This is a genomic window from Ruegeria sp. AI3, from assembly GCF_056541245.1.
Genome location: NZ_JBQFYA010000008.1, coordinates 216,010 through 239,754 on the forward strand (window position 1 = coordinate 216,010; position 23,745 = coordinate 239,754).

Below are 23,745 nucleotides of genomic sequence, written 5' to 3' on the forward strand. Positions count from 1 at the left end.
ATGTTGAGGTCCGATTTTCCGGAACTATCCTTCCCATTTTTGCCTATTTTTTAATCATCAGACACTATTTGTGCAAAAATTGTGCAATATTGCGTCATTTTCAGTCGGTTTCACGTCGGGGAATCGTTCCTTAACGCCCCGACACGCGCTCTTTTTCTGCACGTGCAAACAAGCCGGCCCGATCCGGAGTAGTAGAGGGGACAGACGTGAAACTGATCATTGCGACAATCAAGCCGTTCAAGCTCGAGGAGGTGCGCGAGGCACTGACCGAAGCGGGCGTACGCGGCATGATGGTGACCGAAATCAAGGGCTTCGGCTCGCAATCCGGTCACACTGAAATCTACCGTGGCGCGGAATACGCCGTGAACTTCGTACCCAAGATCAAGCTTGAGATCGTTGTACCTGCAACGATGGCCGATCAGATCGTTGAGACCATCACCAACACAGCCAAGACCGGCAAGATCGGTGACGGCAAGATTTTCGTCCTCGATGTCGAGCAGGCCATGCGCGTGCGGACTGGGGAAACGAACGAAGAGGCGCTGTAAGGCGCCCACACTCACTATCATTCGAGGACTGACTATGAACCTGATGAAATCTCTCATCCCTGCTGCCGCGATTGTCGCGCTGCCGCAGATGGGTCTGGCGCAAGAGGCCGCCGCCGAAGGCGAAGCTGCGCTGCACACCCAGTATATCTTCACCACCCTGCTGTTCCTGATGGCGGGCTTCCTGGTCTTCTTCATGGCGGCAGGCTTTGCCATGCTGGAAGGCGGTCTGGTGCGTTCAAAGAACGTGGCCATGCAGATGATCAAGAACGTGGCGCTGTTTTCCATTGCCGCGATCATGTACTGGCTGGTTGGCTTCAACACGATGTACCCGGGCGACTTCAATGGCTTCTTTGCCATTGGCGGCCCAACCGTGCTGGACCCGGTTGGTGTTGACCCTGCCGAGGCTGCTTTGGACTATGCCTCGATCGGGTCGGACTTCTTCTTCCAGCTGGTCTTTGTGGCTGCAACCGCGTCCATCGTGTCGGGTGCCGTGGCCGAGCGGATCAAGCTGTTCCCCTTCTTGATCTTCGTAGTCGTGCTGACCGGTATCCTGTACCCGATCTCGGGCTCCTGGCAGTGGGGCGGCGGCTGGTTGTCTGAAGCTGGCTTCTCGGATTTCGCCGGTTCGACCGTCGTACACTCGGTCGGTGGCTGGGCAGCCCTGGCAGGCGTGATCGTTCTGGGCCCGCGTATCGGCAAGTACAAGGACGGCAAAGTCCACCCGATGCCCGGTTCGAACCTGGCGCTGGCAACTTTGGGTACGTTCATCCTGTGGCTGGGTTGGTTCGGCTTCAACGGCGGCTCGCAGCTGGCGATGGGCACCGTGGGTGACGTAACTGACGTATCGCGCATCTTTGCCAACACCAACATGGCCGCCGCTTCGGGTGCTGTTACAGCCCTGATCCTGACCCAACTGCTGTACAAAAAGCCTGACCTGACCATGGTCCTGAACGGCGCGCTGGCCGGTCTGGTTTCGATCACCGCTGAACCTCTGGCCCCGACCCTGTTCGGTGCGCTGTGGATCGGTGCAGTTGGCGGTATCATCGTGGTCTTCACTGTCCCGATGCTGGACAAGTTCAAGCTGGACGACGTTGTCGGCGCAATCCCGGTTCACCTGTTCGCAGGTATCTGGGGCACCATCGCCGTCATCTTCTACGGTGAGGCCTCTCTGGGCACCCAGCTGCTGGGTATTGCGGCCTACGGTGTGTTCACCTTTGTCGGCGCACTGATCCTGTGGACCATCCTCAAAGCCATCCTTGGCATCCGCGTCAGCGAAGAGGACGAGATCAACGGCCTCGACATGGCGGAACTGGGCATGGAAGCTTACCCCGAATTCTCGAAAGGGTAAGTGCCACTCATAAAACCATTGGAATGGCTCGGCGCAATGCCGGGCCATTTTACTTTTGTTCGATCCCTTGCACCCTTAACTCTGGTATATGGCTGAACACTGAACACAGCCGACCAATCAACGGTCGCAAAGACGTGCATCAGATCGGGAGAGAGTTATGTACAAGGTGCTGGACCAAAGCGAGGGCAATATCCTTGGCCTAGAAATCTCTGGCAAAATCGACATCACGCAAGAACGTGAGTTAATCGCAAAAGCCGAGTACATACTAAAAGATCACGCCAAGATCAGCGTGCTCGTGGTCGTCGACAAAGGGGTCTCTGCCACATTTGAGGCCGCAATGACTGATCTGAAATGGATCATCAAGAATGTGAAGAAACTTGGTAAGCTGGCGATTGTCGCTGACAGCGTGTTCTTGGGTCACCTTGTCGAGATCGACGCGAAATTTGCCGCTATGATCGACATCCGTGAAAAGCACTTTACCACCGACGAACTTGATAAAGCCTGGGCTTGGATCAAGTCTTAACCTTCAAAGCAAAAAAGCCGCGAATTTCGCGGCTTTCTTGATTTCCAAAGGGTGGCTTAGCAGCCTACATCCACGATCGCTTTTGCCAAAATAGGCACTGTGTTTGCGTTCAGACCGGCGATGTTCAACCGGCTGTCGCCGACCATGTAGATCCCGTGGTCCGCACGGAGTTTCTCGACCAGCTTAGGTGCTGCACCCAGACGTGAGAACATACCGCGGTGCTGGGCGACAAAGCTGAACCGATCCGACCCGGTCAGGCGCTGCAACTCATCGGCCAGTTGCTGGCGCAATCCCAGCATGGACAGGCGAACCTCTTCCAGTTCGGCCTGCCAATCGGCGCGCAAGGCGTCATCGGTCAGGATCGTGGTCACAACGCGCGCGCCGTGATCCGGCGGGAACGAATAGTTCTGGCGGTTCAGGAAGGCCAGCGTCGACTGGTTCAGCGAGGTCTGTGCAGCGTCATCGCTGATCGCCATCAGAAGGCCGGTACGCTCACGGTACACGCCGAAGTTCTTCGAGCAGGACGCTGCGATCAGGCAGCGCTTGACCGACGAGGCCACCAGACGGGTTGCCTGCGCGTCTTCTTCGAGACCGTCGCCGAAACCCTGGTAGGCGATGTCGATCATCGCCACGAGGCCAAGCTCGTTGATCAGGTTCACGACCTCTTGCCACTGCACCAGGTTCAGGTTCGCGCCGGTGGGATTGTGGCAGCAACCATGCAGCAGAACCACGTCGCCCGCCTTGGCGGTTTTCAGGTCTTCGATCATTCCATCGAAATCGACACCACGGGTTTCGCCGTCGAAGTAGCGATACTGGACAGTCTCCATGCCCAGATAGTTCAGGATCGACAGGTGGTTCGGCCATGTCGGGTTCGACACGAATACGCGGGCCTCGGGGTTGGCCATGCGGATCATCTCGAACGCCTGACGGCAGGCACCGGTGCCACCCGGGGTCGCAACGGCGGCAATATTAGCGCGCGGTACTGCGTCGCCGAGGATCAGGCCGATCATCGCATCGGCATAGGCCGGATCACCTGCCAGACCGGTATAAGCTTTGGTTTCCTGCTCTTCGAGAATGCGCTTTTCGGCGGCCTTGACGGCGCGCATCACCGGGGTCACGCCTTCGGCGTTCTTGTAGACGCCGACGCCCAGATCAATCTTCTGATCGCGCGGGTCTTCACGGTACATCTGCATCAGCGCCAGGATCTTGTCAGCTGGCTGCGGCTTGAGGTTCTCGAACATCAGTTCTCTCCGGTTGCGACAGGCAGGGTTGGGAAGGCACCCCATTCGGCCCATGACCCGTCATAAAGCGAGTGGTCTTTTTTGCCCATGCGCTCTAGCGCAAGGCTGAGGATCGCTGCTGTCACGCCCGACCCACAGGAGGTGATCGCGGGTTTCGACAGATCCACGCCTGCGGCCTCGAATACGGCGCGGCAATCCTCGGGCGATTTCATCGTGCCGTTCTTGTTCAGCAATTGGCCAAAGGGCACGTTGCGCGATCCCGGGATGTGGCCCGAGCGCAGACCTTCGCGCGGCTCGGCCTCGGTGCCCTCGAAACGCGGGGCCGAGCGGGCGTCGATGATCTCATGATCGGCCAGCTTGGCAGCCGCCGAGACCTGAGTCACGTCCCGCACCAGATGGTTCTGCACCCGCACCGTCATATGGCGATCGCGGATCACGGGCGGCAGGTCTTCGACCTCGCGCCCCTCGGCCTGCCATTTAGGTAGACCACCATCAAGAACGGCGACATTCTCTTGTCCCATCAGCCGGAACAGCCACCAGACACGCGCGGCCGACATCAGCCCGGCCCCGTCATAGACCACCACTTGATGGCCATCGCCTACTCCCATAGCGCGCAGGCGCGACATGAATTTCTCGACTGGAGGGGCCATATGCGGCAGGTCCGAACGGTGGTCTGAAATGTCATCGATATCGAAGAACCGGGCGCCGGGGATATGTGCCGCGTCATACTCCGCCTTGGCATCACGGTTCTGCGCAGGCAGGTACCACGATCCGTCCAGAATCCGCAGATCCGGGTCTTTCAGATGGGCGGCAAGCCAGTCGGTTGAAACGAGGGTTTTGGGATCGTCTTGCATCAAAGCCTCCCCTAAGCGCGGTTGGGTTTTCCCTATACGCGCAAAGGGCCGTATTCAAGCCGGGTTAGCGCTATTCCACGCCCCGTTTCAGCCGGAAGTACTGAATTATCCCGATCACGCTGATGATGATCCAGAACCCCTCGATCAGCATCGAGGCCAGATTGAAGTTGTGCAGCAAAGAGTATGCGATCAGCACCGACCCCAGCAGATTGATCACCGGAAAGGCCAGATCGTCGGAATTCATCATCCGCATCTGCGTTGCAAAATAGGCCGCTACCACGATAAGCGCGCCGGCTGATCCCACGGCATCCACGATAGTCAGGCTTTTCAGCACGTCCGTCATTGCAAATTATCCTGAAAGGCCGGGCTACCCGACCGAGGCCAGCTCGGCCGGTTGAAAATAGTGATGCATGTTCAGAAAGGCCGCCCCATCTGGCCCAGCGCGATACCCATGCGGCAGATCGGCGGCAAAGCGCAGCCCCTCACCGGCTTTTAGGGCGACCCATTTGCCATCCTGCAAAACCTCTAGTGCGCCGTTCAGCACGAAGACCTCCTCGGTCACCCCGGCGGCGTGGGCCGGGGATTCGTGGCTTTGATTGGCGGCCAGTTCGACATGGAAGGTCTCGGCCCCAAGGGCGGGATCGAAGGGAAAGACGATCTTGACCTGAATGCTGCCCGGAAAGGTCACGGTCCGGAACACGCCCTGCGCGCGCGCGTCCGAAGTCCCGATCAAGGCGCTCAGCGGAACCTGAAACCCCTTGGCAATTTTCCACAGGGTCGCGATGGTGGGGCTTGATTCGCCACGCTCAATCTGGCCCAACATGGCTTTGCTGACACCCGTCAACTCGGCCACTTTGGACAGGCTGAGGCCCGATGCCGCCCGCACTTCCTTTAGTTTCAGCGTAATTTCGTCCGATTCCATATCCGCGCCCAACGATTTGTCTTGTGCGTTATAACGCACATGTGGTACGTGCGCTATAACGTACGCACCCCGCATATCGCAACCGGGGCAAAAGGGAAACAGCATCATGCCAATGTACCGATCCAGAACTTCTACCCATGGCCGCAACATGGCCGGTGCCCGCGGCTTGTGGCGCGCCACCGGTATGCAGGATGACGATTTCGGCAAACCGATCATCGCCATCGTCAACTCGTTCACCCAATTCGTGCCCGGTCACGTCCACCTGAAAGACCTGGGCCAGATGGTTGCGCGCGAGGTTGAGGCCGCCGGTGGTGTCGCCAAAGAGTTCAACACCATCGCCGTGGATGACGGCATCGCCATGGGTCACGACGGCATGCTCTATTCGTTGCCCTCGCGCGAGGTGATCGCGGATTCGGTGGAATATATGGTCAACGCGCACTGTGCGGACGCGATGGTCTGTATTTCGAACTGCGACAAGATCACCCCCGGCATGCTTATGGCCGCGATGCGCCTGAACATTCCGGCGATCTTTGTCTCGGGCGGCCCGATGGAGGCTGGCAAGATCGACATCGCCGATCTGGATGTTAAAAAGATCGACCTGGTCGACGCGATGGTTGCCGCAGCGGACGACAAGTACACCGACGAACAGGTCAAACATATCGAGGAAAACGCCTGCCCCACCTGCGGCTCCTGCTCGGGCATGTTCACGGCGAACTCGATGAACTGTCTGGCCGAGGCGCTGGGTCTGGCGCTGCCCGGCAACGGCTCGACCCTGGCGACCCATTCGGACCGCAAAGAGCTGTTCCTTGAAGCCGGTCGCCGCATCGTCGAGATCACCAAACGGCACTACGATCTGGACGAGAAGGGCTTCCTACCCCGCGAAATCGCCACCTTTGATGCGTTCGAGAACGCGATGTCGCTGGATATTGCGATGGGCGGATCGACCAACACTGTTCTGCACCTGCTGGCCATCGCTTATGAGGGCGGCGTCGATTTCGATATGTCCGACATGGACCGCCTTAGCCGCAATGTGCCCTGCCTGTGCAAGGTCGCGCCCAACACCGAGAACGTGCATATGGAGGACGTCCACCGCGCAGGCGGCATCTTCTCGATCCTCGGAGAGCTGAGCCGCGCCGGGCTGCTGCACGAAGGCTGCAGCACCGTGCATTCAGCTACCATGGGCGAGGCGATTGCCAACTGGGACATCAAGGTTGCCAACAACCCGAAGGCACAGGAGCTGTTCAAGGCGGCCCCCGGCGGCGTGCGCACCACGCAGGCCTTTAGCCAGTCGAACCGCTATAAAGAGCTGGACACCAACCGCGAAGGCGGCGTCATCCGCTCTAAGGAGCACGCGTTCAGTCAGGACGGTGGTCTGGCAGTTCTGTTCGGCAATATCGCCCGTGACGGTTGTATCGTAAAAACCGCGGGTGTGGATGAGAACATCCTGAAATTCACCGGTACGGCCTATGTCTGCGAAAGCCAGGATCAGGCGGTTAGCGACATCCTGACCGGCAAGGTGAAAGAGGGCGATGTGGTGGTTATCCGCTACGAAGGGCCGCGCGGAGGGCCGGGCATGCAGGAGATGCTGTACCCGACCTCATACCTGAAATCCAAAGGTCTCGGCAAAGCCTGCGCCCTTTTGACTGACGGCCGTTTCTCGGGCGGCACATCGGGCCTGTCGATTGGTCACGTCTCGCCTGAGGCGGCTGAAGGTGGCGTCATCGGCCTGGTGCAAACCGGCGACAAGATCGAAATCGACATCCCTGCCCGCTCGATCCATCTGGCGGTCTCGGATGAGGATCTGGCCGAACGGCGCAAGGTTCAGGACGAAAAAGGCTGGGCCCCGGCCGCACCGCGCAAACGCAAAGTGTCCACTGCGCTGAAGGCTTATGCAAAGCTGACCACCAGCGCAGCAAAGGGAGCGGTACGCGAGCTGTAACGTCTTCGGGAGCGAAACCCAAAGGCCCCATCCGCCAGGCGAGTGGGGCCTTTTTGAGGCGCATGGAGCAATCCCTCAGTCGGACATTCCTCTCAGAGATACAGTCATGCGACCGACACGACTTAGAAGTCATTCAGAATACGGAAATTAGCCGTCAGCACCTCGCTCACGAACTGAGCGTCCAATGAACCCCAACTCCCGGTACGCTGGGATTCGATACCTTGCGATCAATACAACAATCCCAAACGCTCCCGCGCCCGACCCGCGCCATCGGCTTCGCCGATACCCCGTTCGGACTTGGGCCGGGCGCCACGCAAAGCGTTGCGCCCGGCCCAACCAGAGGAGATGTCTCGTCAGAGACATTGACGATGGGCGGGAGCGTTCCCCTGCCCCAAAGCAGCCAGAACTACGACCCGAGTTTCGCGTGGATTTCATCCAAGTCGATCTCACCCACCGGCATCTTGTTTGCGGGGTTTTCGAAATCGTATTTGAACAGCTCGAAATCCTGTTTGTAGATCTCATAGACCAGATGCATCGAAAGATCGTCGAAATAGTCCTCAACCGGGTGAGCGCGCTTGGGTCCGTGGCCTTCGGATTCGTTAAACCTCGGGATCTCGGACAAGGTTACGGTATGCGAGGTCTCGATGTGGTTCAGAACGTCCTGCATCCCGTCGTTGAACTTCTCAGTCCAGAAAATGTTGTCGTAGCGCCCGCCGTTGACCACAAAGGTCGACACATGCCCCGACATGGCCGACCAGTGGATATCCGGGTCCATCGGCCTGCGCCATCGGATCGTATCCCGCGCAAACAGAAGGAAGCGGCGGAAACTGGCGACCTGGTCGAACTCACCCTTTCCATCGTCGCCGCCAACCTCGATCCCGTAGTTATAAACCAGCGTCGGCACCAGCTTGCCTCGGTACCGCTTGCCGTTGCGCTGAATGCCACAGATCTTGTCGAAGAATGAGCTGAGGATCCGCGTATAGGGATTGCGCACGCAGGTGAACGCATAAGACCCATGATTGCGCACATTGGCCGAGATCATGCCTTGGCTGTGGTCAAAGGCCCATTTGTGCATCCCGTCCTTGGCATCATGAATGTCGCCATCAAAGAACTGGCCGTGGTCGGAATAGTACATGATCTGGCCAATGGTCGAGCAGGCACATTTCGGCACAACACGGTAAACCATGCTTTCACTCTCGGTCATCCAGGTGCCGGGGAACCCCATCTGCTATGCCTCCTCAAAATCTCGGAACTTGTTACGCGTAAGTCGTTTTACAAGCAAAGAACCAAAACTATTCGGTTTATTCAATCGCTCATCCTCAGTATCACGAGTGCAAACGGGCAGAAACGGAAATAGCGGACCCACATGGCGAAGATTGCCTACATATTGCTGTGTCACAAGAACCCCGACGCGATCATCGCGCAGGCTGAGCAATTGACCGCCGTTGGCGATTGTATGGCAATCCATTTCGATGCGCGGGCCAAGGCGTCGGACTATGACCGCATTCGCACGGCCCTGAAGGACAACCCGAACGTCACCTTCGCCGCCAAACGCATTAAATGCGGCTGGGGTGAGTGGTCTTTGGTGCAGGCCACTCTGCACGCCTTGCAAGCAGCTGAAAGCGCCTTTCCCCGTGCGACGCATTTCTACATGTTGTCGGGCGATTGCATGGCTATCAAGACCGCGGAATACGCCCATAACTTTCTGGACGAACACGACACGGATTTCATCGAAAGCCACGACTTTTTTGCCAGCAACTGGATCAAGACCGGCATGAAAGAAGACCGGCTGATTTACCGCCACTACTTCAACGAACGCACGCAGCCCAAGCGGTTCTATACCTCTTACGAGTTGCAGAAGCGCTTCAACGTCAAACGCGACATCCCCGACGATATCCAGGTGATGATCGGCAGCCAGTGGTGGTGCCTGCGCCGCCGCACGGTCGAGATGATTTTGGATTTTCTGAAACAGCGGCGCGATGTGATCCGGTTCTTCTCCTCTACCTGGATCCCGGACGAGACCTTCTTTCAGACGCTGGTCCGTCACCTGATCCCGAAGAGCGAAATCGAAAACCGCACGCTAACCTTCCTGATGTTCTCGGATTACGGCATGCCGGTGACCTTCTACAATGATCACTTCGACATGTTGCTGGGGCAGAATTACCTGTTTGCCCGTAAGATCAGCCCCGAAGCGCAAGAGTTGAAAGAGCGTCTCGGGACGCTCTACGCGAGCACCGGTGTTGATTTCCCGATCTCGGATGAGGGACGCAACCTCTATGCCTTCCTTGCCGGGCGTGGACGCGTAGGCCGCCGGTTCGGCCAGCGGTTCTGGGAGGCCGGGAATACGCTGGGCCCGGAAAGAGAGCTGTTTCTGATCGTCTGCAAGAAGTGGCACGTGGCAAAGCGGTTGGTGGATCAGATCGCTTCGGTCACCGACATCCCTTGCCTCGAATATCTGTTCAACGAGCAGGACACTCCGCTGCCGGATCTGGGCGGGATCGAGACGACTCTGACCAAACGTTCACGCCACAGACGGGCCGTTGTGCGAATGCTGTTTGATCATTTCGGATCGAACCAACTGGCGTTGTGCCTTGATCCGGCCAATCTGGACGCCATTCAGGATTTCTGCGGCGATGCCGCCAAGACCCATGTGCTGGAGATCGAATGTCAGTATTCCGACGACTACCTGATCGGCCATGCGCGCCGTGTTGGCTTGGCGGGTGAAAACAGCCCGACCGAGACCGTCGCGCGCCTGTTGCCAACCCTGCGCAATGATCTGGCACACGAGTCCGAAGAAATCCGCAAGGCCGGGATTGATGGCTATCTGCGCCTGCGCGAGACATCGGATCGGGCCGACAATGAGGCCGCAATCTCCAAGTTCCTCGGTGTGAAAAACGAGACAGCCCAATCCATCATGCAGCTGGACTATCTGTTTTCAGATTGATGGCCCGGCGGCGCGATCACGCCGCCGGACGAGCGTTCAGATGTCGAACTTTACACCCTGCGCCAGCGGCAGCTCTGCCGAATAGTTCACCGTGTTGGTCTGACGGCGCATATAGGCTTTCCAAGCGTCCGAGCCGCTTTCGCGACCGCCGCCGGTTTCCTTTTCACCACCGAAAGCGCCACCGATCTCGGCGCCGGACGGGCCGATATTGACGTTGGCGATACCGCAATCCGATCCGGCTGCGGTCAGGAATTGCTCGGCCTCGCGCATGTTCAAGGTGAAGACGCACGAAGAAAGGCCCTGCGGCACACCGTTCTGAACCTCGATGGCATCGTCGAAATCGTCATAGCCCATGACATAGAGGATCGGCGCGAAGGTTTCCGTTTTCACCATTGCTGTCTGGCCGGGCATTTCAACGATGGCAGGCTCCATATAGACACCGCCCGGAACGCCGTCGGTGACGCGCTTTCCACCAAAGACCACGCCGCCTTCGGCTTCAGCCGCCTTCAGCGCCGCTGTCATCGCCGCGCCTGAGGCCTCATCGACAAGCGGGCCGATCAACGTGCCCTCGGCCATCGGATCGCCAATGGGCAATCCGGCATAAGCTTTCTTCAGACGCGCGACCAACTCATCCTTGATCGAGTTATGGACGATCAGGCGGCGCAGTGTCGTGCAGCGCTGACCCGCCGTCCCGACCGCCGAGAAGACAATCGCCCGCACCGCCATTTCCAGATCGGCCGACGGGCCGACAATCATCGCATTGTTCCCGCCAAGCTCCAAAATGCACTTGCCGAACCGCGCCGCCACAATCGGCGCAACCGCGCGGCCCATACGCGTCGAGCCGGTGGCCGAAATCACTGGCACGTCTTCGCTGGCTACCAGAGCTTCACCCAGAGCAGCGCCGCCAATCAGCGTTTGCAGCAGATTGTCGGGCGCATCCCCGAACCGGGCCAGCGCGCGTTCAAAGATCTTCTGGCAGGCCATCGCGGTCAGAGGCGTCTTCTCAGACGGTTTCCAGATCACCGGATCGCCGCAGACAAGCGCCAGCGCCGCATTCCACGACCAGACCGCAACCGGGAAATTGAAGGCCGAGATCACGCCAACCGGACCTGCCGGGTGCCAAGTCTCCATCATCCGGTGGCCGGGACGTTCCGAGGCGATGGTCAGACCGTAAAGCTGCCGCGACAGGCCGACGGCGAAATCGCAGATATCAATCATCTCCTGCACTTCGCCCAAGCCTTCCGAGGTGATCTTGCCCGCCTCCCAACTGACCAAGGCGCCCAGGTCGTCCTTGGCGGCGCGCAATTCCTCACCCAGCAGACGGATCAGTTCCCCTCGCCGCGGGGCGGGCACGGTGCGCCACGCTTTGAAGGCGGTTTTGGCATTGGTCAGGATCGCCTCCATTTCAGAGGCCGGTGTTTCGTGCACGTCGGCCAGAGTGCGCCCGTCGATCGGAGACCGTACCGCCAACGTACCGCCTGTCAGCTCTGCTGCGGTCAGATCGAGGTTTGCCAGAGTGGTTTCTGCAGTCATCACAACGTCTTTCATCTTTTACGCCGCCTTGTTCTGTGGGGTTACGTCGCCCGCCCGATAGAGCCGGCCAAATTCGGTGTTCAGGAAATCGGACAGCTTCACCTGCTCTTGCCGGACAAAACCGCTCGAGGGCAGAACGCCCGTACGCATCAGATCAACCACGCCGAGTACGCCCGCTGCAGTGGTGACCTGAATGGCGCTCCAGACTTGTCCGTTGATCTCACGTGCGAAGCTTTTGTTGATCAGGGATTTTTCGCGCAGGGCGCCGTCGATCTTGCCCTTGGCAGTGCAATAGACAAGCACAACATCCTGATCAGTGCGCGGAAGGGCGGCCTCAAAAATCTCTTTCAGAAGATCGCGGCGTTGACCCAGTCCCAAATCGTTCAACAACAGTTTCAGGATGTCACAATGACCCGGATAGCGGATCGAGCGGTAGGACACCGCTCGTGCCTCGCCCTCGAGGGTTTCGGGAAGGGTTCCAAGTCCGCCTGAGGTGTTGAAGCACTCATACTCAACCCCGTCATGGCCCAGAACCTCATAGTCCTCTAACGGAGCGGTCTTCACCCGTTCGCCGTTCACGATGGCATCGCACGGGTTGCAGTATTCGTTGATCAGTCCATCGGTCGACCAAGTCAGGTTGTATTTCAACGCGTTGGTCGGAAAGAGAGGCAAGGCCCCGACCCGCATATGCAGGCTGTCGATTTCATCAAACTCGGCCGCCAGCGATGCCCCCGCGATCCCGACGAAACCAGGTGCCAACCCGCATTGGGGCATGAATGCAGTCTTGCTGTTCTCCGCCAAAGCGCGCACGGCATTGGTAGCAGCGACGTCTTCGGTCAGGTCAAAATAGTGCGCGCCGGCCTGCTGGGCAGCTTGCGCGATATTCGGTGTCAAAAAGAACGGAGCCGCCGAGATCACTGCGTCAAATGTCTTCAGCCCTTGCGCCAAACCTTCAATATCCGAGGCATCAATCTGCTTGGTCGCCACGCCCAATTTGGCAATATCGCCCAAGGCCTTAAGGTCATGATCCGCAACCGAGACGCTGTAGTTTGGAGACCCTTTCAACAGAGTGGCGATCATCTGCCCGATCTTGCCAGCCCCTACGATGCAAATATTCCAACCCATAACGCGCCTCCTCCTTCTGGTTTTCAGTCCAGAGTGGCGGAGAATATCGTCATTTCGCAGGTGTTAAATTGACGATATAACGGATGATTTCGTCATTTTTACGGGATATTTTCCCTTTTTGACGAAACAGGTTTTGGACATAGGTCGCGAAGCTGTCATCAAAAGCAGAGACGCGTTCATTATCCTAAGGCAGAGCCTAGCGTCAAAATCCGGCCGTGCGCTCAATCAACCAATACATCGACACGGAACCAATGCCATAGGCAGCAACGATCGTGGCCTTTTGGCCCAGTGGCAACGCAACCTGCCGCCATACTGCAACCACAAGGGCCAAAGCCCCAATGAAACACAGCTGCCCAGCTTCAACGCCAAGGTTGAACGCCAGCAGAGCCGCGGGAATGTCGTTCGCAGGCAGACCGATATCTGCCAGAGCGCCAGCAAAGCCCAGCCCGTGCAAAAGCCCGAAGCCGAAGCAGACGATCCATGGTTTCTCCTTTGACAGCCGGAACCTGCCCTCGCCATCCTTTGCAATCTCCATCGCCAGAAAAACGATCGAGAGCGCTATGACAGCTTCGACAGGTGGTCCAGGAACGTTCAGAACGCCAAAGGTAGCAAGCGCCAAAGTGATCGAATGCGCCAGGGTAAACGCGGTGACGGCCCCGACCAGCCGCCAGCGATCACGGACCAGAATGAACAAGGCAAGGACGAACAGAAGATGGTCCCAGCCTTCCAGGATATGCTCGAACCCCAAGACGGAATACGCGGCCAGAACGGACCATGTTGACTGTGCCACCGGTATGGTCTGGACGGCAGCATCCGGCGTGAAACGAAGGGTCAACGGTTCTGACTGCAACGGATGCAGGCGCACCAGAACATCGTTGTTTTGGGTCTCCAAGCCCTCAATCGCGATGGGCTGACCGGCAATGTCCGCGCTGCATTCTGCGATCCACGACGAGACCCAGGCCCTGTTCCCGGCCACCGGGTCTGGCCCTCGTGCCGGGGTGCAGACCTCGGGCAACACGGCATCAATCGCCATTGGCCGGCCATTCACATCCGGTTTGCGCCAATGAACGCTCCAACTATCAGACGCGATTTGGCGTATTTCCAGGTAACCGGGATCAAGGGCATGCGCGTTTGCCCTGTCTGCCGTGAATGAAAACAGCAGCAAGATCAGAAAACAGAGTGCCGCCTTCATTCAGACAGCTCCGCAACATTCGGAGCGATGATTTCATAGCCTTGGGCCAGTGTTTCATATTGCGCCTGCGCCAGATCCTCGCCTGTCGCACGCAGCCAGTCCCGCAAAACGACCTCGTGAATCTCTTCCAATGGCGGGTTCTGGCTGGGTTCAATCTCAAGGACCTTGACCAGATGAACACCGTAGCCCGACAGAACCGGACCGGCCCATTCCCCTTTTGCGAGGGGTGTCAAACCATCCGAGAACCCATTTCCGTAAACCGAGTCGACAACCCGTGTGGCTGACAAGGGCATCGAGGCGGGCAAAAGGGTCGATCTGCTGAGATCAGCCGGTTCTTGCTGCGCACGCAACGCCTCCAGGGCCTGTTCGACTTCGCCGTCAGCGGGGTTTTCGCCCAGAAAGACTTGAGTGAAAGCAATCTTTTGAGGGGTCGCGTATTGATCCAGATTTTGCTGACGAAACGCCTCTAGCACGTCGTCTTCCGGAACAACTGATGCGGCAATGGCTTCGGTCAGAAAGCCCATCTTTTGGCTTAGTCTGGATCGGATGACTGTGTCACCACGATCAAGACCAAGCTTCTTCGCCTCACGCACCAGAACCTCTTCCCGGATTGAGGCGTCGACCAACGCTTGCAGCTCGGCCCTGTTCGGTGGGCGTTTCCAGCGGGCTTCAAACTGTTCAGACAGCAGCGTGACGTCCTGCTCGGTGATTTCTATCCTCTCACTGTCTACGGCTGCTTCGGATTCCGGAGATATGATGTGGAACCAGATGAATATGGCCGCCCCGATCAGGAAGAAATGGAACAGCGGTTCTTTTAGCAAACGCATGAAGGCTCCTGCTGGAAATGCAATCAGGTTCTGACCGTCAATGTTGGAAACGGTTTGCACATAAATCTACGCCCTGCCTGCTGTGAGGCGCAAGGAAACCGCCGGAGTGATATTCCAGACTCCGGCGGTCGGCTGAGTTTTCAAGACAGCTCACTCGGAAGGCGTATACCAAATCGGTGAGGAATAGGCGCGCTCCTGATGTGTCAGGACCGCGTCCTCAGGCAATTCGGCCCCGAAGCGCAGTTTGTCATACAGGATCCAGCGCGGGGTAGGGATTTCGATGGCCCGGACATAGTAGAAGGCACGCTCATTCGGGTCGAAATCAGGATCGGACCAAACGGTGACCAGTTCCGCCGTGCCGATTGTGTTGGTCCAGCTGGCAGTATCAACGTCAACCGTATTTCCAACCGCTGGGATCTTGCCGTTGCCGTCCGCGACGCGGTCGTCCGACCACGCTACATCATAGACTTTTTCCTGCATGGCGCCGTCGGCATCCAGCCACCCTTTGACCACCTGCACGCGATCAAGATTGGCACCAACCGGGTCACGCAGCGCTGCGATCAGGAAGGACGGAGCCCCATCCCCTTCGCGTGGACGCAGGTCAGACCCCATTGGGACACCCTTGGTATAACCAACATCCGCAAGAAAGCGGGTTTCCACATCTGCGTCACTGAAATCCCACCCGCCAAAGAACCTCAGACCAATCCGGGGGCCGGTTGTGGCATATGTCTCGCGCCGCTTGAACGCGTCAAAAATCGCGGCACGCGTGTTTTCGGTCGCCCAGACGGCCGTATATCCGGACGCCACAAGCAGATCGCCGGGGATTTCGCCAAGGTCATTGGCAATGAACGGATGTTTGATCCTTGAGGCCGAAGGTTCGACACTTACGGACTTGCCGAAGAAGTTGTCCTCCTCCGCGGTGGCCAAAGAGGTATGACTGTCTGTGGCCCCTCCCATTCCGAACTTGTAGGGGTTTACGCCGAACTTCTCTTCCAGCATCAAACCGCGTTTAAGCGCTTCGCGGGCATATTCTCCGGCCAGCATGTCATCGGTTTTCAACTCGGTGATATCAAGATTGCCTACGTCCCAGTTTTCGTAGTCTGCAAACTCGTCATCGGAGCTGAGGAAGGGGTGCGCTTCGCCGTCACCCTTGATTTGCGTGACCTCATAGTGTGGCTCCCATTTCGCACGGGCTGCGACGTAGTCCTCGTCGACCTTGCCGCCGTGATAGGTATCTTCTGTCGGGAACATCCAACCATTCGACAGGTTGCCGTTATGGGCAAAGGCCACAGCCCGGCCACCGGTTTTTTCCTGATACTCCTCCAACCACGCATAGAGCGACTTGGGATCCGTATCACCATAGGGCGGTTGCGTGACCGGGGGAACCATCTGAAGCGCCCGGATTGGGCCATCCCGCAGCATGACGTTCCGGTGGAGGTTGAACCCCTTCGGGACCGAGGTCCACTCAAACCCGATGAAGGCCGTGAACTCGCCGGGGTCATTGTGCCGCTCGGCGGCGAGAACAATATGTTCCCACGTAAACGCAAACGCGTCCGCGCCCGGGCTGTAGGATTCCAGAAGCACCTCGGGTAAAGTCATCTGCGAAAAATTGGTGATGATATCAAAGGCCGTTTTTCCAGCTTCTTCTCCTCCGGCCTTGTAGCCTTCGTACCATTCCAAGCCTTTGGGATCAGACAGAACGCCCGGCTTGCCGGCCTGAAGGTCTGGGGCAAATCCCATCAGGTCAGTATGGTCCGTCAGGACCATCCAATCCAACGGTCGTGACAGCCGGACAGGTTGACCCGTGGAAGAGATAACTTGCTCTCCCTTGGCAAAGCGCCAGGCTTCATCGGGCAGCAAAGTGTTGCCAAACGCACCGGCATCCAGTGATAGGCCCGTGTGAAGATGCGTATCCCCCCAAAGTGGACGTTCAGGGAAACTTCGGTTGGCGTAAGGTGAATACGGTTGGTCCTGGAACAAGCCTTCTGCGGCCTCTTCGCTTGGAACCGCGTCAGACAGTACGCTTGTTGGTGCCAACACAAGCGAAACCAAACAGAAGGATAGCCGAAACATATTCACCTCCCTTTACAAAAATGAAGTCAGGTACCTTCGGGCACCCATGCGAAAAACATATTAGAATTTACCTATATCATAGGTCTCTGCTTTCTTTGAAATTTTTTTGAAAGCGTGCGTCAGTCGTAATTTGAACGTCCATCGCCGCCAATTCGATCTGCTTTATGGCGCGCTTTGCTTCGGCCCTTCACCAAGCGGTTCAAGCGTTCCTTGTTGTTCGAAACCCAAGCAACACAAACACCGTTCGAACGCAGCTTAGTCAGTCGCCACACCAGTCCCCAAAGCCAGGTTGAGGGCAAACTGAGTGGCCGGGTCCGTATCAGCCCGGGCAAGCAAAGCCTCAAACTGCTGGTGTAACTGAGAACTCCTCCATTGCCGCGTTGCAATTGCAATCTGCAGGGCCAGGTCCGAGTCCGTTTCTAAAGCTTCCGAGAAAATCTGGATGATTTGAGGCTTGAATCTTGCCTGCGATTCACCGGCCTCAGCCAAAGCGCGAATAAGCGACTGTCTGTCGACCGACGTCTTTTGCCCGTCTTGCAGCGCCAATCCGATTGCGTTGATAGCGGCTTCCTCTTCCGCTTCTATACCGGCAAGTGCCCACTCATAAGAATGTAAGTCGCCCGAAGCCAGCACATCAGCGAAACGCGCCTTCACAATCGAGCGCGCCTGTGAATCTGTTTGCAGACCCAACAGGCGAATTGCGACGGATCTGTAGGGGAAGCGGTTCAAATCGTTGAAGTCCCTCAGAATCTGCCTTGTCGTAGACGTGTCACCGATTGGGCGCACAAGCTTGTAGGGTGCCCGCCCGATTTCTATCAGGGCCGCGTTATGAAGCGCGGTGTCCGGGTGCCACAGATATTCGGCAAAAAACTGAACACGGTCCTGAGTGTCCGTTTCGCCGTAGGTCCACAATGCACCGGTCGAGCGTAAGTCCTCAAAAAATTCAGCTCTGTTTGGGTCGACCAGAAAAATACGCCGCCACGCCTTCGAGAAGCTTCGATCAGTGCTTTCTTGATAATCCGGCCCGTAGGTCAACAAAACAGATCTTGTAGGATCCAAGCGAAAGGCGCGCCGTGTCACGCTATCAATGAGGAAGGGAATGTCCGGCACGTCGTCGAGGTTTTCCCATTGTCCTTTCAGAACCTCCTGCACACCGTATTTGAATGGATTTTCGGTCGAAGGACCAGCCAACACTATGAAGTCAGCCGACAGGATGTGATCTGCAAGCGATGCCTCGGGCCGCTCGATACAAACCCCACACGCGTGTCCGGCTCGCGGTTCAACAAGCCCGAAGATAGTCGCTAATATGATCAGAACTATTCTCAAGCTGCAGAAAAAACCCCTTAAACCAAGTGCAAAGCCCTGCACCATAGGATCAGAGTAGCAGCTAAGGATTTTTTATCCAGCCGGAGATTAGTCTGTGGATTTTCAGCTTTTGTCTTTTCAAGCATTAGCTTGTGAGAACTAGCCTCTTTCGGGAGTCTGCTTTCTGCCTCTGCGCCTTAAGTTGGCAACGACAAGGAACGCAACAGCGGAAGTCTGGATTGTCCCGAACAGCACCCGTTCGAGCGAACAACAACAAAGGTTCAATTTCAGACCCTCTATGCGGCTCTGCGGCGGGAGCATGATCACATTCCGAATATTTCATGTTTTGGACTGCATGCGTTGGCGTTCATCAAGTTGGTCGAAACAAGACTTTGGTGGTTTGTATTTTAGTAGCGGGGTGGTGCAACCACCGTTGCCGAACGCGACTGAAATGTCAGGTTTAAGAGCGCATGCAGACATCCTGATTATAACTCGCAGACCCCCGTTACGCGGACAAAGCAATCATCCGCATTGTTTGGTCGTTCATCAGGTATTCCAACGTCGACGCCTCGGACATATTAACCTTTTGCAGACGTAATTATTGCTGACGCAAAAAGCCGCTTTGCCCGCAGCGAGGGGTCTGAGGCGGTCCAGCTTATTCGCCGTCGCAGCACTTCGCCCTGACGAGTTTAGGTGATAGTCAAACTGAGTTTTCGCTACCGACGGGACTGATAATTGGAGAACGCAACAAAGCAAAAACTTGCCAAAGATGCGCCAAGATCAGCGATGCATTGAATTTCAGACATGCCGCTTTGGGTGGTCTTGGTGTTCATAACCCACCACTTTGAAGGCCCGCGGATCGATGCCATGTCGCTTTCCGAGTTCCGTCAGTCTCTAGTGTGTCGCATCCAATTTCGGAGGCTTGTCACCACAAGCTCCGCCTGCGCAAAACACAAGATCACCAGGCTTCGAAATCATTACAGGCTGGTCGGCAACTGGTTCAACGTTAAAAAATATGTCGATGCACGAGTTGGGAGACTTCTTATAAAGAATATTTGTTCTCGGTTGCCGAACGCCCGATACGTAATAAGAAACCAGCTCAATACCAACACCACTGGCTTTGAGGTTGAATGGGTAAATCTTTCCCGAATTCGGAGGAAACTCAACATCAGTTTGCGCGATAAGTGCTTCATCACCGACGTTAAACACCCACCGTCTATCAACAATAATTGGGTAGCTGTTTTCCGGTGCGTTCGCAACAACGCACAACAACACCTTAATTGAGCTGACATCGAACTGACCCCTTCCGAAATTGCTTCCATCTGGCAATGGTCCAACATTGAAGTGAAGGTCCATCTCACTTCGGATCAGACGCGGTCGATCCGAAGCAAGAACGCCTCCGTTCGCAACGCAATCGGCGCCACCCTGCACAAACGCAATGACTTGCTCTGCCGCTACGGCATGCATGCCACCATCCTGGTATGCATCGACCAATGCACCCAAATCACTCCCAATCAGTTCATTGTCTTTGGCGTCCACTAAGATCTGAGCAAAATCATCGCTACGGTAATCCAATTTACCGTCCACCACGTCCTGCGCGAGGGCGGCAATATCCAGCGGTTGACGTTCCCTGTCCACTTCAATGGTAAACGAGCTGAGGCTTTGTTCTTTGTCCAATCCTTCAATTATGGCAAATACGTTACGCGAGACCATCGTTTCGCCCGAACTTTCCTGTGATGAGACCGCCGTGGCAAAAGTGCCAAACACGAATGCGGAAACACCCAGAAATTTCGAAATTTGACTAATCGGCATCTTTCTCACTCCTAATTAAATCATAGAAAATCAACTGTCAGAGAACTCTATATATGTATCACAAACGACATGATTCTCATATGGAATCGGGCACGAGAAGTATTTCTGGAAACTTCTATTGCTTAATACTCGAGATGCTAATGCCCATCTTTCTCTTGCTGACTTTGATCCAACGAACCCGCTATAATGGAACGACGTTGCCGGTTTTTTATTTTAGTTTCAACTTGATCTATCAAAGTACACTGGTACCGGATCGATTGCGCGAGCGGGTCTGAGCGGATGGCTTCAAGTGTGCTAAATCCAGATTCGAAATCATCTGCCACACAAAAGGCATCGGCTAGCAGCGTTCGCGCGTAAAGTGTCATTTGAGTCGATCCAGTAGCAAGATAGTTGTCTATTCCAACTTTTATTTGGTCAGCCCCAACGACTGGATATCCAGAACGTGCTTTCGCCCAGCCATTCAAGATCTCGCACCACGCTCGCCAGTATTGAAATTCGCGTTCTTCACTAATTTTCATTCCAATTTCGCTGAGATGGCGGGTTGCCTCGACATTACCAGCAAATTGATGCGCCGCAGCCATCACCCCCAAGGCATAGCATTTGGAGAACTCGTGCGGTTCTTTTTCGACTAACGCCATCGTTTTTGCTAGGGTCAAACATTCACCTGTTTGAACGGCTATAGCCCAAACACGCATCGCCGTATCTACAGACCGAATATCAGCAGCATAGTATTCTAGTATACTATCTGAGACGATGTTGTGTCTTAATTCTAATGCAACATCAAAAAACCCTAGCGCCTTGTCAAAATCACCCAACATGAAATGGGACATTCCTGTGCTATGAGCCCAGATTGCCTTGAGGGTCAAATCGTCCGTTAGTTCTGCTATGCGCTCCATATCCTTACACAGCTTTAAAGCGCTGGTTGTATCACCAAGCATCAACAACGAGCCATATTGGACCACTAGTGCCAGAAACCTGTCGCGCAAACTGGCGTCCGTTTCGTTGAGCAATTGATTTAGCCGGTCACGATTGCTGCGAACCTCTTTGGAGCCAAATGCGTGAGTGTTCAATGCAACGTTAAGAAGTCGGCGTAGAGCAAGCTCCTGTGAATCTCGATCGATAACGTCGTCAATCTTGGCATTTTCTGAAATCGCTTCATTCAAATTGCATATAACTTCAGCAGTCGCAGATTGTTGCGCAGCGCGTTCGGCCGCTTCTTTCCATGTATTGCGTGCCAAATCTGGTGTTCCAGACAGCGAGTAATGTCGAGCTAATTGTTCAGGTGTTTTGCTCGCAATTTCCGGGTACTGTTGTGCAATCACGTCGGCAATAGTTCTATGCAAAGCACGTGCACGGCTAGGCAATAGAAGTTCGTACGCAGCATCCTGAATCAGAGCATGTCGGAAGATGTAATAAATGCCTTCACCTTCTCCATGTCGAACAAGTACCTTTGCATTTATCAGTTGATCAAGACGCGCCTTGACCACTTGTTCCGAAAGGCTGGAAACTGCAGCAAGCATTTCTGGAATAATCGTCCGACCTATTGCAGCACAAACAGAAACAAAGTCTCGGGGAACAACTAAGTTATCGATCAGCGCGGTCAAAAGATCCTTGAGAGTTGAAGGCAAAGAGAGAGCTTCGTTCTGAGATTGGTCTGAGTTCGTTGTCGTCAACCTGTGCTCAACCATGCGCACCATTTCTTCCAAAAAAAGAGGTACACCGCCCGTCTTGGCAATGATTCGAGCTTGGAGTTCCGAAGAAATGCTGAATGACCCCGCCAAACTTCCTAGCATTTGCCTGGATTGGCCATCCCCAAGCCGAGCCAACGTGATTGAAGTGACATTTGCATGGCCAGCCCAAGGAGGTTCGTAATCCGGGCGGTAAGTGCATAGTATCAGGACCGGGGCGCTTTTGAGATGCTCAATCAAAAAGCCAATAAGCTCCTCAGAAGACGGATCAACCCAATGCAAATCTTCAAACAACAACACAAGTGGTTTTTTATCTGCTAGCCTTTGTATGGCCGCCACGAAGACTTCCAAAAACTGTTCTTTCAATTGTTCCGGCGGTGTAGAGGGTTGTTCTGGCAGTGTTGGTAGCGAGATCGAGAGGGAATGCGCAAAGACCGTAAGCGCCGCTTTTTGATCATCGGTCCACTTGGACAGCAGGTGTTGCAGCTTAACAAGGCTTTGAGCCTCTGTGTCTTTTCTCGCAATTCCTGCGGCTTGGGCGATCGCCTGAGTCACGGGAAAAAAGACGCTTCCAGAGTGATTTGGTAGACACTGAAAGTTCAGTCTTAGCCTGTCATTTGTTGAAACCGTTTCATTGAATGCCTCAACAATCCTTGACTTCCCGATTCCCGCTTCGCCGCAAATCGAGACCACTTTGGTGCCATCCACACGCACATCGTTCCAACACTTTTTGAGTTGAAGGAGCTCAGATCCGCGGCCGACCATCGGCGCGAGACTGCCACGCTGCCTAGCCACAAAGCGTAATTCTGCCGCGTTTACACCATGCACCCGCCAAATACCGATTGGTTCGGAGAAGCCTTTGAATTCATAGAACCCAAGTGGTTTGCAATCGAAATTTCGACCAAGCAGATCTTTGGTCTCGCTGCTTACGGCAACTGTACCTGGTTCAGCTACAGCCTGGATACGCGCGGCTAGGTTTGGGACATCACTTAATGCAAGTCCATGTCCACCACGAGCCTCAACTACGACATTGCCGGTTGCGATACCGATTCGCGCCTGCATCGGTTCTCGGCCTTGAAACGCTGGTTCAGCCAATTTTCGACAGATTTCAATTCCCGCAAGTACAGCTCTCTCCGCGTCGTCCTCTTCTGCCTTGGGATACCCAAAGTAGGCGACGACACCGTCGCCTTGAAACTGAGCCAAATGACCATAATGAGCATCTATCGCTTGTGAACAAAGTGATTGGTAGTCATTTAGAAGATCTCTATATGACTCGATATCAAGTTCCTCAGAAAGTTGAGTAGAACCAACAAGATCAGAAAACATCAACGTAAGATGGCGAAGTTCGGGAGCCTTGGTTGCCATTGTTTCCGGGTGCGTCATCTGCGAGATAGCGGCTAGCATTCGCCTACGCGGCCCAATCGGAAGTCCGATCTCAATCAGATCGTTCTTCGTTAGAATAGGAAGATCCGATACGCGAACATCTTGCTTTTTGAAAGCCTCTGCGTAGTGACCAAGGCTGTGTAATTCCAACCATTTATCGAGTTCGTCGGGCATATCGTGCCTCTTAAACCCCGCTATCAATTGGTGAGGGCGGGAAATAACCTAAAAAAGTAGGGGTTTTTGAAAGCTATACTCCAGTCCGCCAACCCCAGTCGTAGCACCCTCACAGGATTAACAATTTTTCTGCCACTTGATGGGCAAAACATTCTTTCAGTTTACAGCAATAATGTAACTTCCCAAAACACTTTGGGGGCATCCCAGAATGAACAAAGCCGCCTTGGGGCGGCTTGTTCGGTACTTTGTTCGACTGTGATGTTTGCGGGAGCAGGATTTGAACCTGCGACCTTCAGGTTATGAGCCTAACGAGGTGA

General features: G+C 55.5%; 18 protein-coding genes. 5 read left to right on the forward strand and 13 right to left on the reverse strand.

Annotated elements, in window-relative coordinates; all coding sequences use genetic code 11:
* Window positions 1-206: 206 nt before the first annotated feature.
* The 3 genes from ACRZ95_RS13950 (at window position 207) to ACRZ95_RS13960 (ending at window position 2,416) form a co-directional block, all read left to right on the forward strand.
* The gene (locus tag ACRZ95_RS13950; protein ID WP_170379789.1) at window positions 207-545 is read left to right on the forward strand and encodes a P-II family nitrogen regulator; all 339 of its coding nucleotides are present in this window, start codon (window positions 207-209) and stop codon (window positions 543-545) included.
* Window positions 546-579: 34 nt separating this feature from the next.
* Window positions 580-1,893 carry an ammonium transporter gene (locus tag ACRZ95_RS13955; protein ID WP_170472706.1) on the forward strand — a complete coding sequence of 438 codons (1,314 nt, stop codon included), beginning with the start codon at window positions 580-582 and terminating at the stop codon, window positions 1,891-1,893.
* A gap of 157 nt (window positions 1,894-2,050) precedes the next feature.
* Window positions 2,051-2,416, forward strand: a complete 366-nt coding sequence (locus ACRZ95_RS13960) for a SpoIIAA family protein (RefSeq protein WP_170679659.1) — start codon at window positions 2,051-2,053, stop codon at window positions 2,414-2,416.
* Window positions 2,417-2,472: 56 nt separating this feature from the next.
* Here the strand turns inward: ACRZ95_RS13960 and ACRZ95_RS13965 are convergent, their stop codons facing one another.
* The 4 genes from ACRZ95_RS13965 to ACRZ95_RS13980 form a co-directional block, all read right to left on the reverse strand.
* Complete coding sequence (locus tag ACRZ95_RS13965; RefSeq protein WP_170679661.1) at window positions 2,473-3,657, reverse strand: amino acid aminotransferase; 1,185 nt, start codon at window positions 3,655-3,657, stop codon at window positions 2,473-2,475.
* The gene (sseA, locus tag ACRZ95_RS13970; protein ID WP_170679663.1) at window positions 3,657-4,511 is read right to left on the reverse strand and encodes a 3-mercaptopyruvate sulfurtransferase; all 855 of its coding nucleotides are present in this window, start codon (window positions 4,509-4,511) and stop codon (window positions 3,657-3,659) included. The genes ACRZ95_RS13965 and sseA overlap by 1 nt, the downstream gene beginning before the upstream one ends.
* A 70-nt stretch (window positions 4,512-4,581) precedes the next feature.
* A complete protein-coding gene (locus ACRZ95_RS13975; RefSeq protein ID WP_170679665.1) occupies window positions 4,582-4,854 on the reverse strand; it encodes a CBU_0592 family membrane protein in 273 nt (90 codons plus the stop codon).
* A gap of 24 nt (window positions 4,855-4,878) precedes the next feature.
* Entirely contained in the window at window positions 4,879-5,433 is a 555-nt protein-coding gene (locus ACRZ95_RS13980) for a helix-turn-helix domain-containing protein (RefSeq protein ID WP_170379801.1), read from the reverse strand.
* A 106-nt stretch (window positions 5,434-5,539) separates the two neighbouring features.
* Here ACRZ95_RS13980 and ilvD point away from each other — a divergent pair, with 106 nt between their 5' ends.
* Window positions 5,540-7,372 (forward strand): dihydroxy-acid dehydratase, encoded by a 1,833-nt coding sequence (gene ilvD, locus ACRZ95_RS13985; protein WP_170679667.1) that lies wholly within the window; start codon window positions 5,540-5,542, stop codon window positions 7,370-7,372.
* Window positions 7,373-7,778: 406 nt separating this feature from the next.
* Here the strand turns inward: ilvD and ACRZ95_RS13990 are convergent, their stop codons facing one another.
* Window positions 7,779-8,597, reverse strand: coding sequence for a sulfotransferase family protein (locus tag ACRZ95_RS13990; protein ID WP_170679669.1), 819 nt, complete (start codon window positions 8,595-8,597; stop codon window positions 7,779-7,781).
* 141 nt (window positions 8,598-8,738) lie between these two features.
* Between ACRZ95_RS13990 and ACRZ95_RS13995 the strand changes: the two genes are divergently transcribed.
* Complete coding sequence (locus tag ACRZ95_RS13995) at window positions 8,739-10,316, forward strand: DUF5928 domain-containing protein (protein WP_170679671.1); 1,578 nt, start codon at window positions 8,739-8,741, stop codon at window positions 10,314-10,316.
* Between the two features lie 36 nt (window positions 10,317-10,352).
* Here ACRZ95_RS13995 and amaB read toward each other — a convergent pair whose 3' ends face one another.
* From amaB to ACRZ95_RS14035, 8 genes are all read right to left on the reverse strand, one after another.
* Entirely contained in the window at window positions 10,353-11,849 is a 1,497-nt protein-coding gene (gene amaB / locus ACRZ95_RS14000; RefSeq protein ID WP_170679692.1) for an L-piperidine-6-carboxylate dehydrogenase, read from the reverse strand.
* Between the two features lie 18 nt (window positions 11,850-11,867).
* Window positions 11,868-12,974: a saccharopine dehydrogenase NADP-binding domain-containing protein gene (locus ACRZ95_RS14005; protein WP_170679673.1), complete on the reverse strand. Its 1,107-nt coding sequence runs from the start codon at window positions 12,972-12,974 to the stop codon at window positions 11,868-11,870.
* A 202-nt stretch (window positions 12,975-13,176) separates the two neighbouring features.
* A complete protein-coding gene (locus ACRZ95_RS14010) occupies window positions 13,177-14,166 on the reverse strand; it encodes a HupE/UreJ family protein (RefSeq protein WP_170679676.1) in 990 nt (329 codons plus the stop codon).
* Window positions 14,163-14,993: a peptidyl-prolyl cis-trans isomerase gene (locus ACRZ95_RS14015; RefSeq protein ID WP_170679678.1), complete on the reverse strand. Its 831-nt coding sequence runs from the start codon at window positions 14,991-14,993 to the stop codon at window positions 14,163-14,165. The genes ACRZ95_RS14010 and ACRZ95_RS14015 overlap by 4 nt, the downstream gene beginning before the upstream one ends.
* 150 nt (window positions 14,994-15,143) lie before the next feature.
* Complete coding sequence (locus ACRZ95_RS14020) at window positions 15,144-17,066, reverse strand: DUF3604 domain-containing protein (RefSeq protein ID WP_170679680.1); 1,923 nt, start codon at window positions 17,064-17,066, stop codon at window positions 15,144-15,146.
* A 255-nt stretch (window positions 17,067-17,321) separates the two neighbouring features.
* Window positions 17,322-18,392, reverse strand: a complete 1,071-nt coding sequence (locus ACRZ95_RS14025) for a hypothetical protein (RefSeq protein ID WP_170679682.1) — start codon at window positions 18,390-18,392, stop codon at window positions 17,322-17,324.
* 873 nt (window positions 18,393-19,265) lie between these two features.
* Window positions 19,266-20,183, reverse strand: a complete 918-nt coding sequence (locus ACRZ95_RS14030; protein ID WP_170640734.1) for a hypothetical protein — start codon at window positions 20,181-20,183, stop codon at window positions 19,266-19,268.
* 137 nt (window positions 20,184-20,320) lie between these two features.
* Window positions 20,321-23,428 carry an AAA family ATPase gene (locus tag ACRZ95_RS14035; RefSeq protein ID WP_170679684.1) on the reverse strand — a complete coding sequence of 1,036 codons (3,108 nt, stop codon included), beginning with the start codon at window positions 23,426-23,428 and terminating at the stop codon, window positions 20,321-20,323.
* Between the last annotated feature and the right edge of the window lie 317 nt (window positions 23,429-23,745).

Bases quoted from the DNA above. Each gene is read 5' to 3' on its own strand.
- ACRZ95_RS13955 (WP_170472706.1), top strand. From the start codon at position 580: ATGAACCTGATGAAATCTCTCATCCCTGCTGCCGCGATTGTCGCGCTG.
- ACRZ95_RS13960 (WP_170679659.1), top strand. From the start codon at position 2,051: ATGTACAAGGTGCTGGACCAAAGCGAGGGCAATATCCTTGGCCTAGAA.
- ACRZ95_RS13965 (WP_170679661.1), bottom strand. From the start codon at position 3,657: ATGTTCGAGAACCTCAAGCCGCAGCCAGCTGACAAGATCCTGGCGCTG.
- sseA (WP_170679663.1), bottom strand. From the start codon at position 4,511: ATGCAAGACGATCCCAAAACCCTCGTTTCAACCGACTGGCTTGCCGCC.
- ACRZ95_RS13975 (WP_170679665.1), bottom strand. From the start codon at position 4,854: ATGACGGACGTGCTGAAAAGCCTGACTATCGTGGATGCCGTGGGATCA.
- ACRZ95_RS13980 (WP_170379801.1), bottom strand. From the start codon at position 5,433: ATGGAATCGGACGAAATTACGCTGAAACTAAAGGAAGTGCGGGCGGCA.
- ilvD (WP_170679667.1), top strand. From the start codon at position 5,540: ATGCCAATGTACCGATCCAGAACTTCTACCCATGGCCGCAACATGGCC.
- ACRZ95_RS13990 (WP_170679669.1), bottom strand. From the start codon at position 8,597: ATGGGGTTCCCCGGCACCTGGATGACCGAGAGTGAAAGCATGGTTTAC.
- ACRZ95_RS13995 (WP_170679671.1), top strand. From the start codon at position 8,739: ATGGCGAAGATTGCCTACATATTGCTGTGTCACAAGAACCCCGACGCG.
- amaB (WP_170679692.1), bottom strand. From the start codon at position 11,849: ATGACTGCAGAAACCACTCTGGCAAACCTCGATCTGACCGCAGCAGAG.
- ACRZ95_RS14005 (WP_170679673.1), bottom strand. From the start codon at position 12,974: ATGGGTTGGAATATTTGCATCGTAGGGGCTGGCAAGATCGGGCAGATG.
- ACRZ95_RS14010 (WP_170679676.1), bottom strand. From the start codon at position 14,166: ATGAAGGCGGCACTCTGTTTTCTGATCTTGCTGCTGTTTTCATTCACG.
- ACRZ95_RS14015 (WP_170679678.1), bottom strand. From the start codon at position 14,993: ATGCGTTTGCTAAAAGAACCGCTGTTCCATTTCTTCCTGATCGGGGCG.
- ACRZ95_RS14020 (WP_170679680.1), bottom strand. From the start codon at position 17,066: ATGTTTCGGCTATCCTTCTGTTTGGTTTCGCTTGTGTTGGCACCAACA.
- ACRZ95_RS14030 (WP_170640734.1), bottom strand. From the start codon at position 20,183: ATGCCGATTAGTCAAATTTCGAAATTTCTGGGTGTTTCCGCATTCGTG.
- ACRZ95_RS14035 (WP_170679684.1), bottom strand. From the start codon at position 23,428: ATGCCCGACGAACTCGATAAATGGTTGGAATTACACAGCCTTGGTCAC.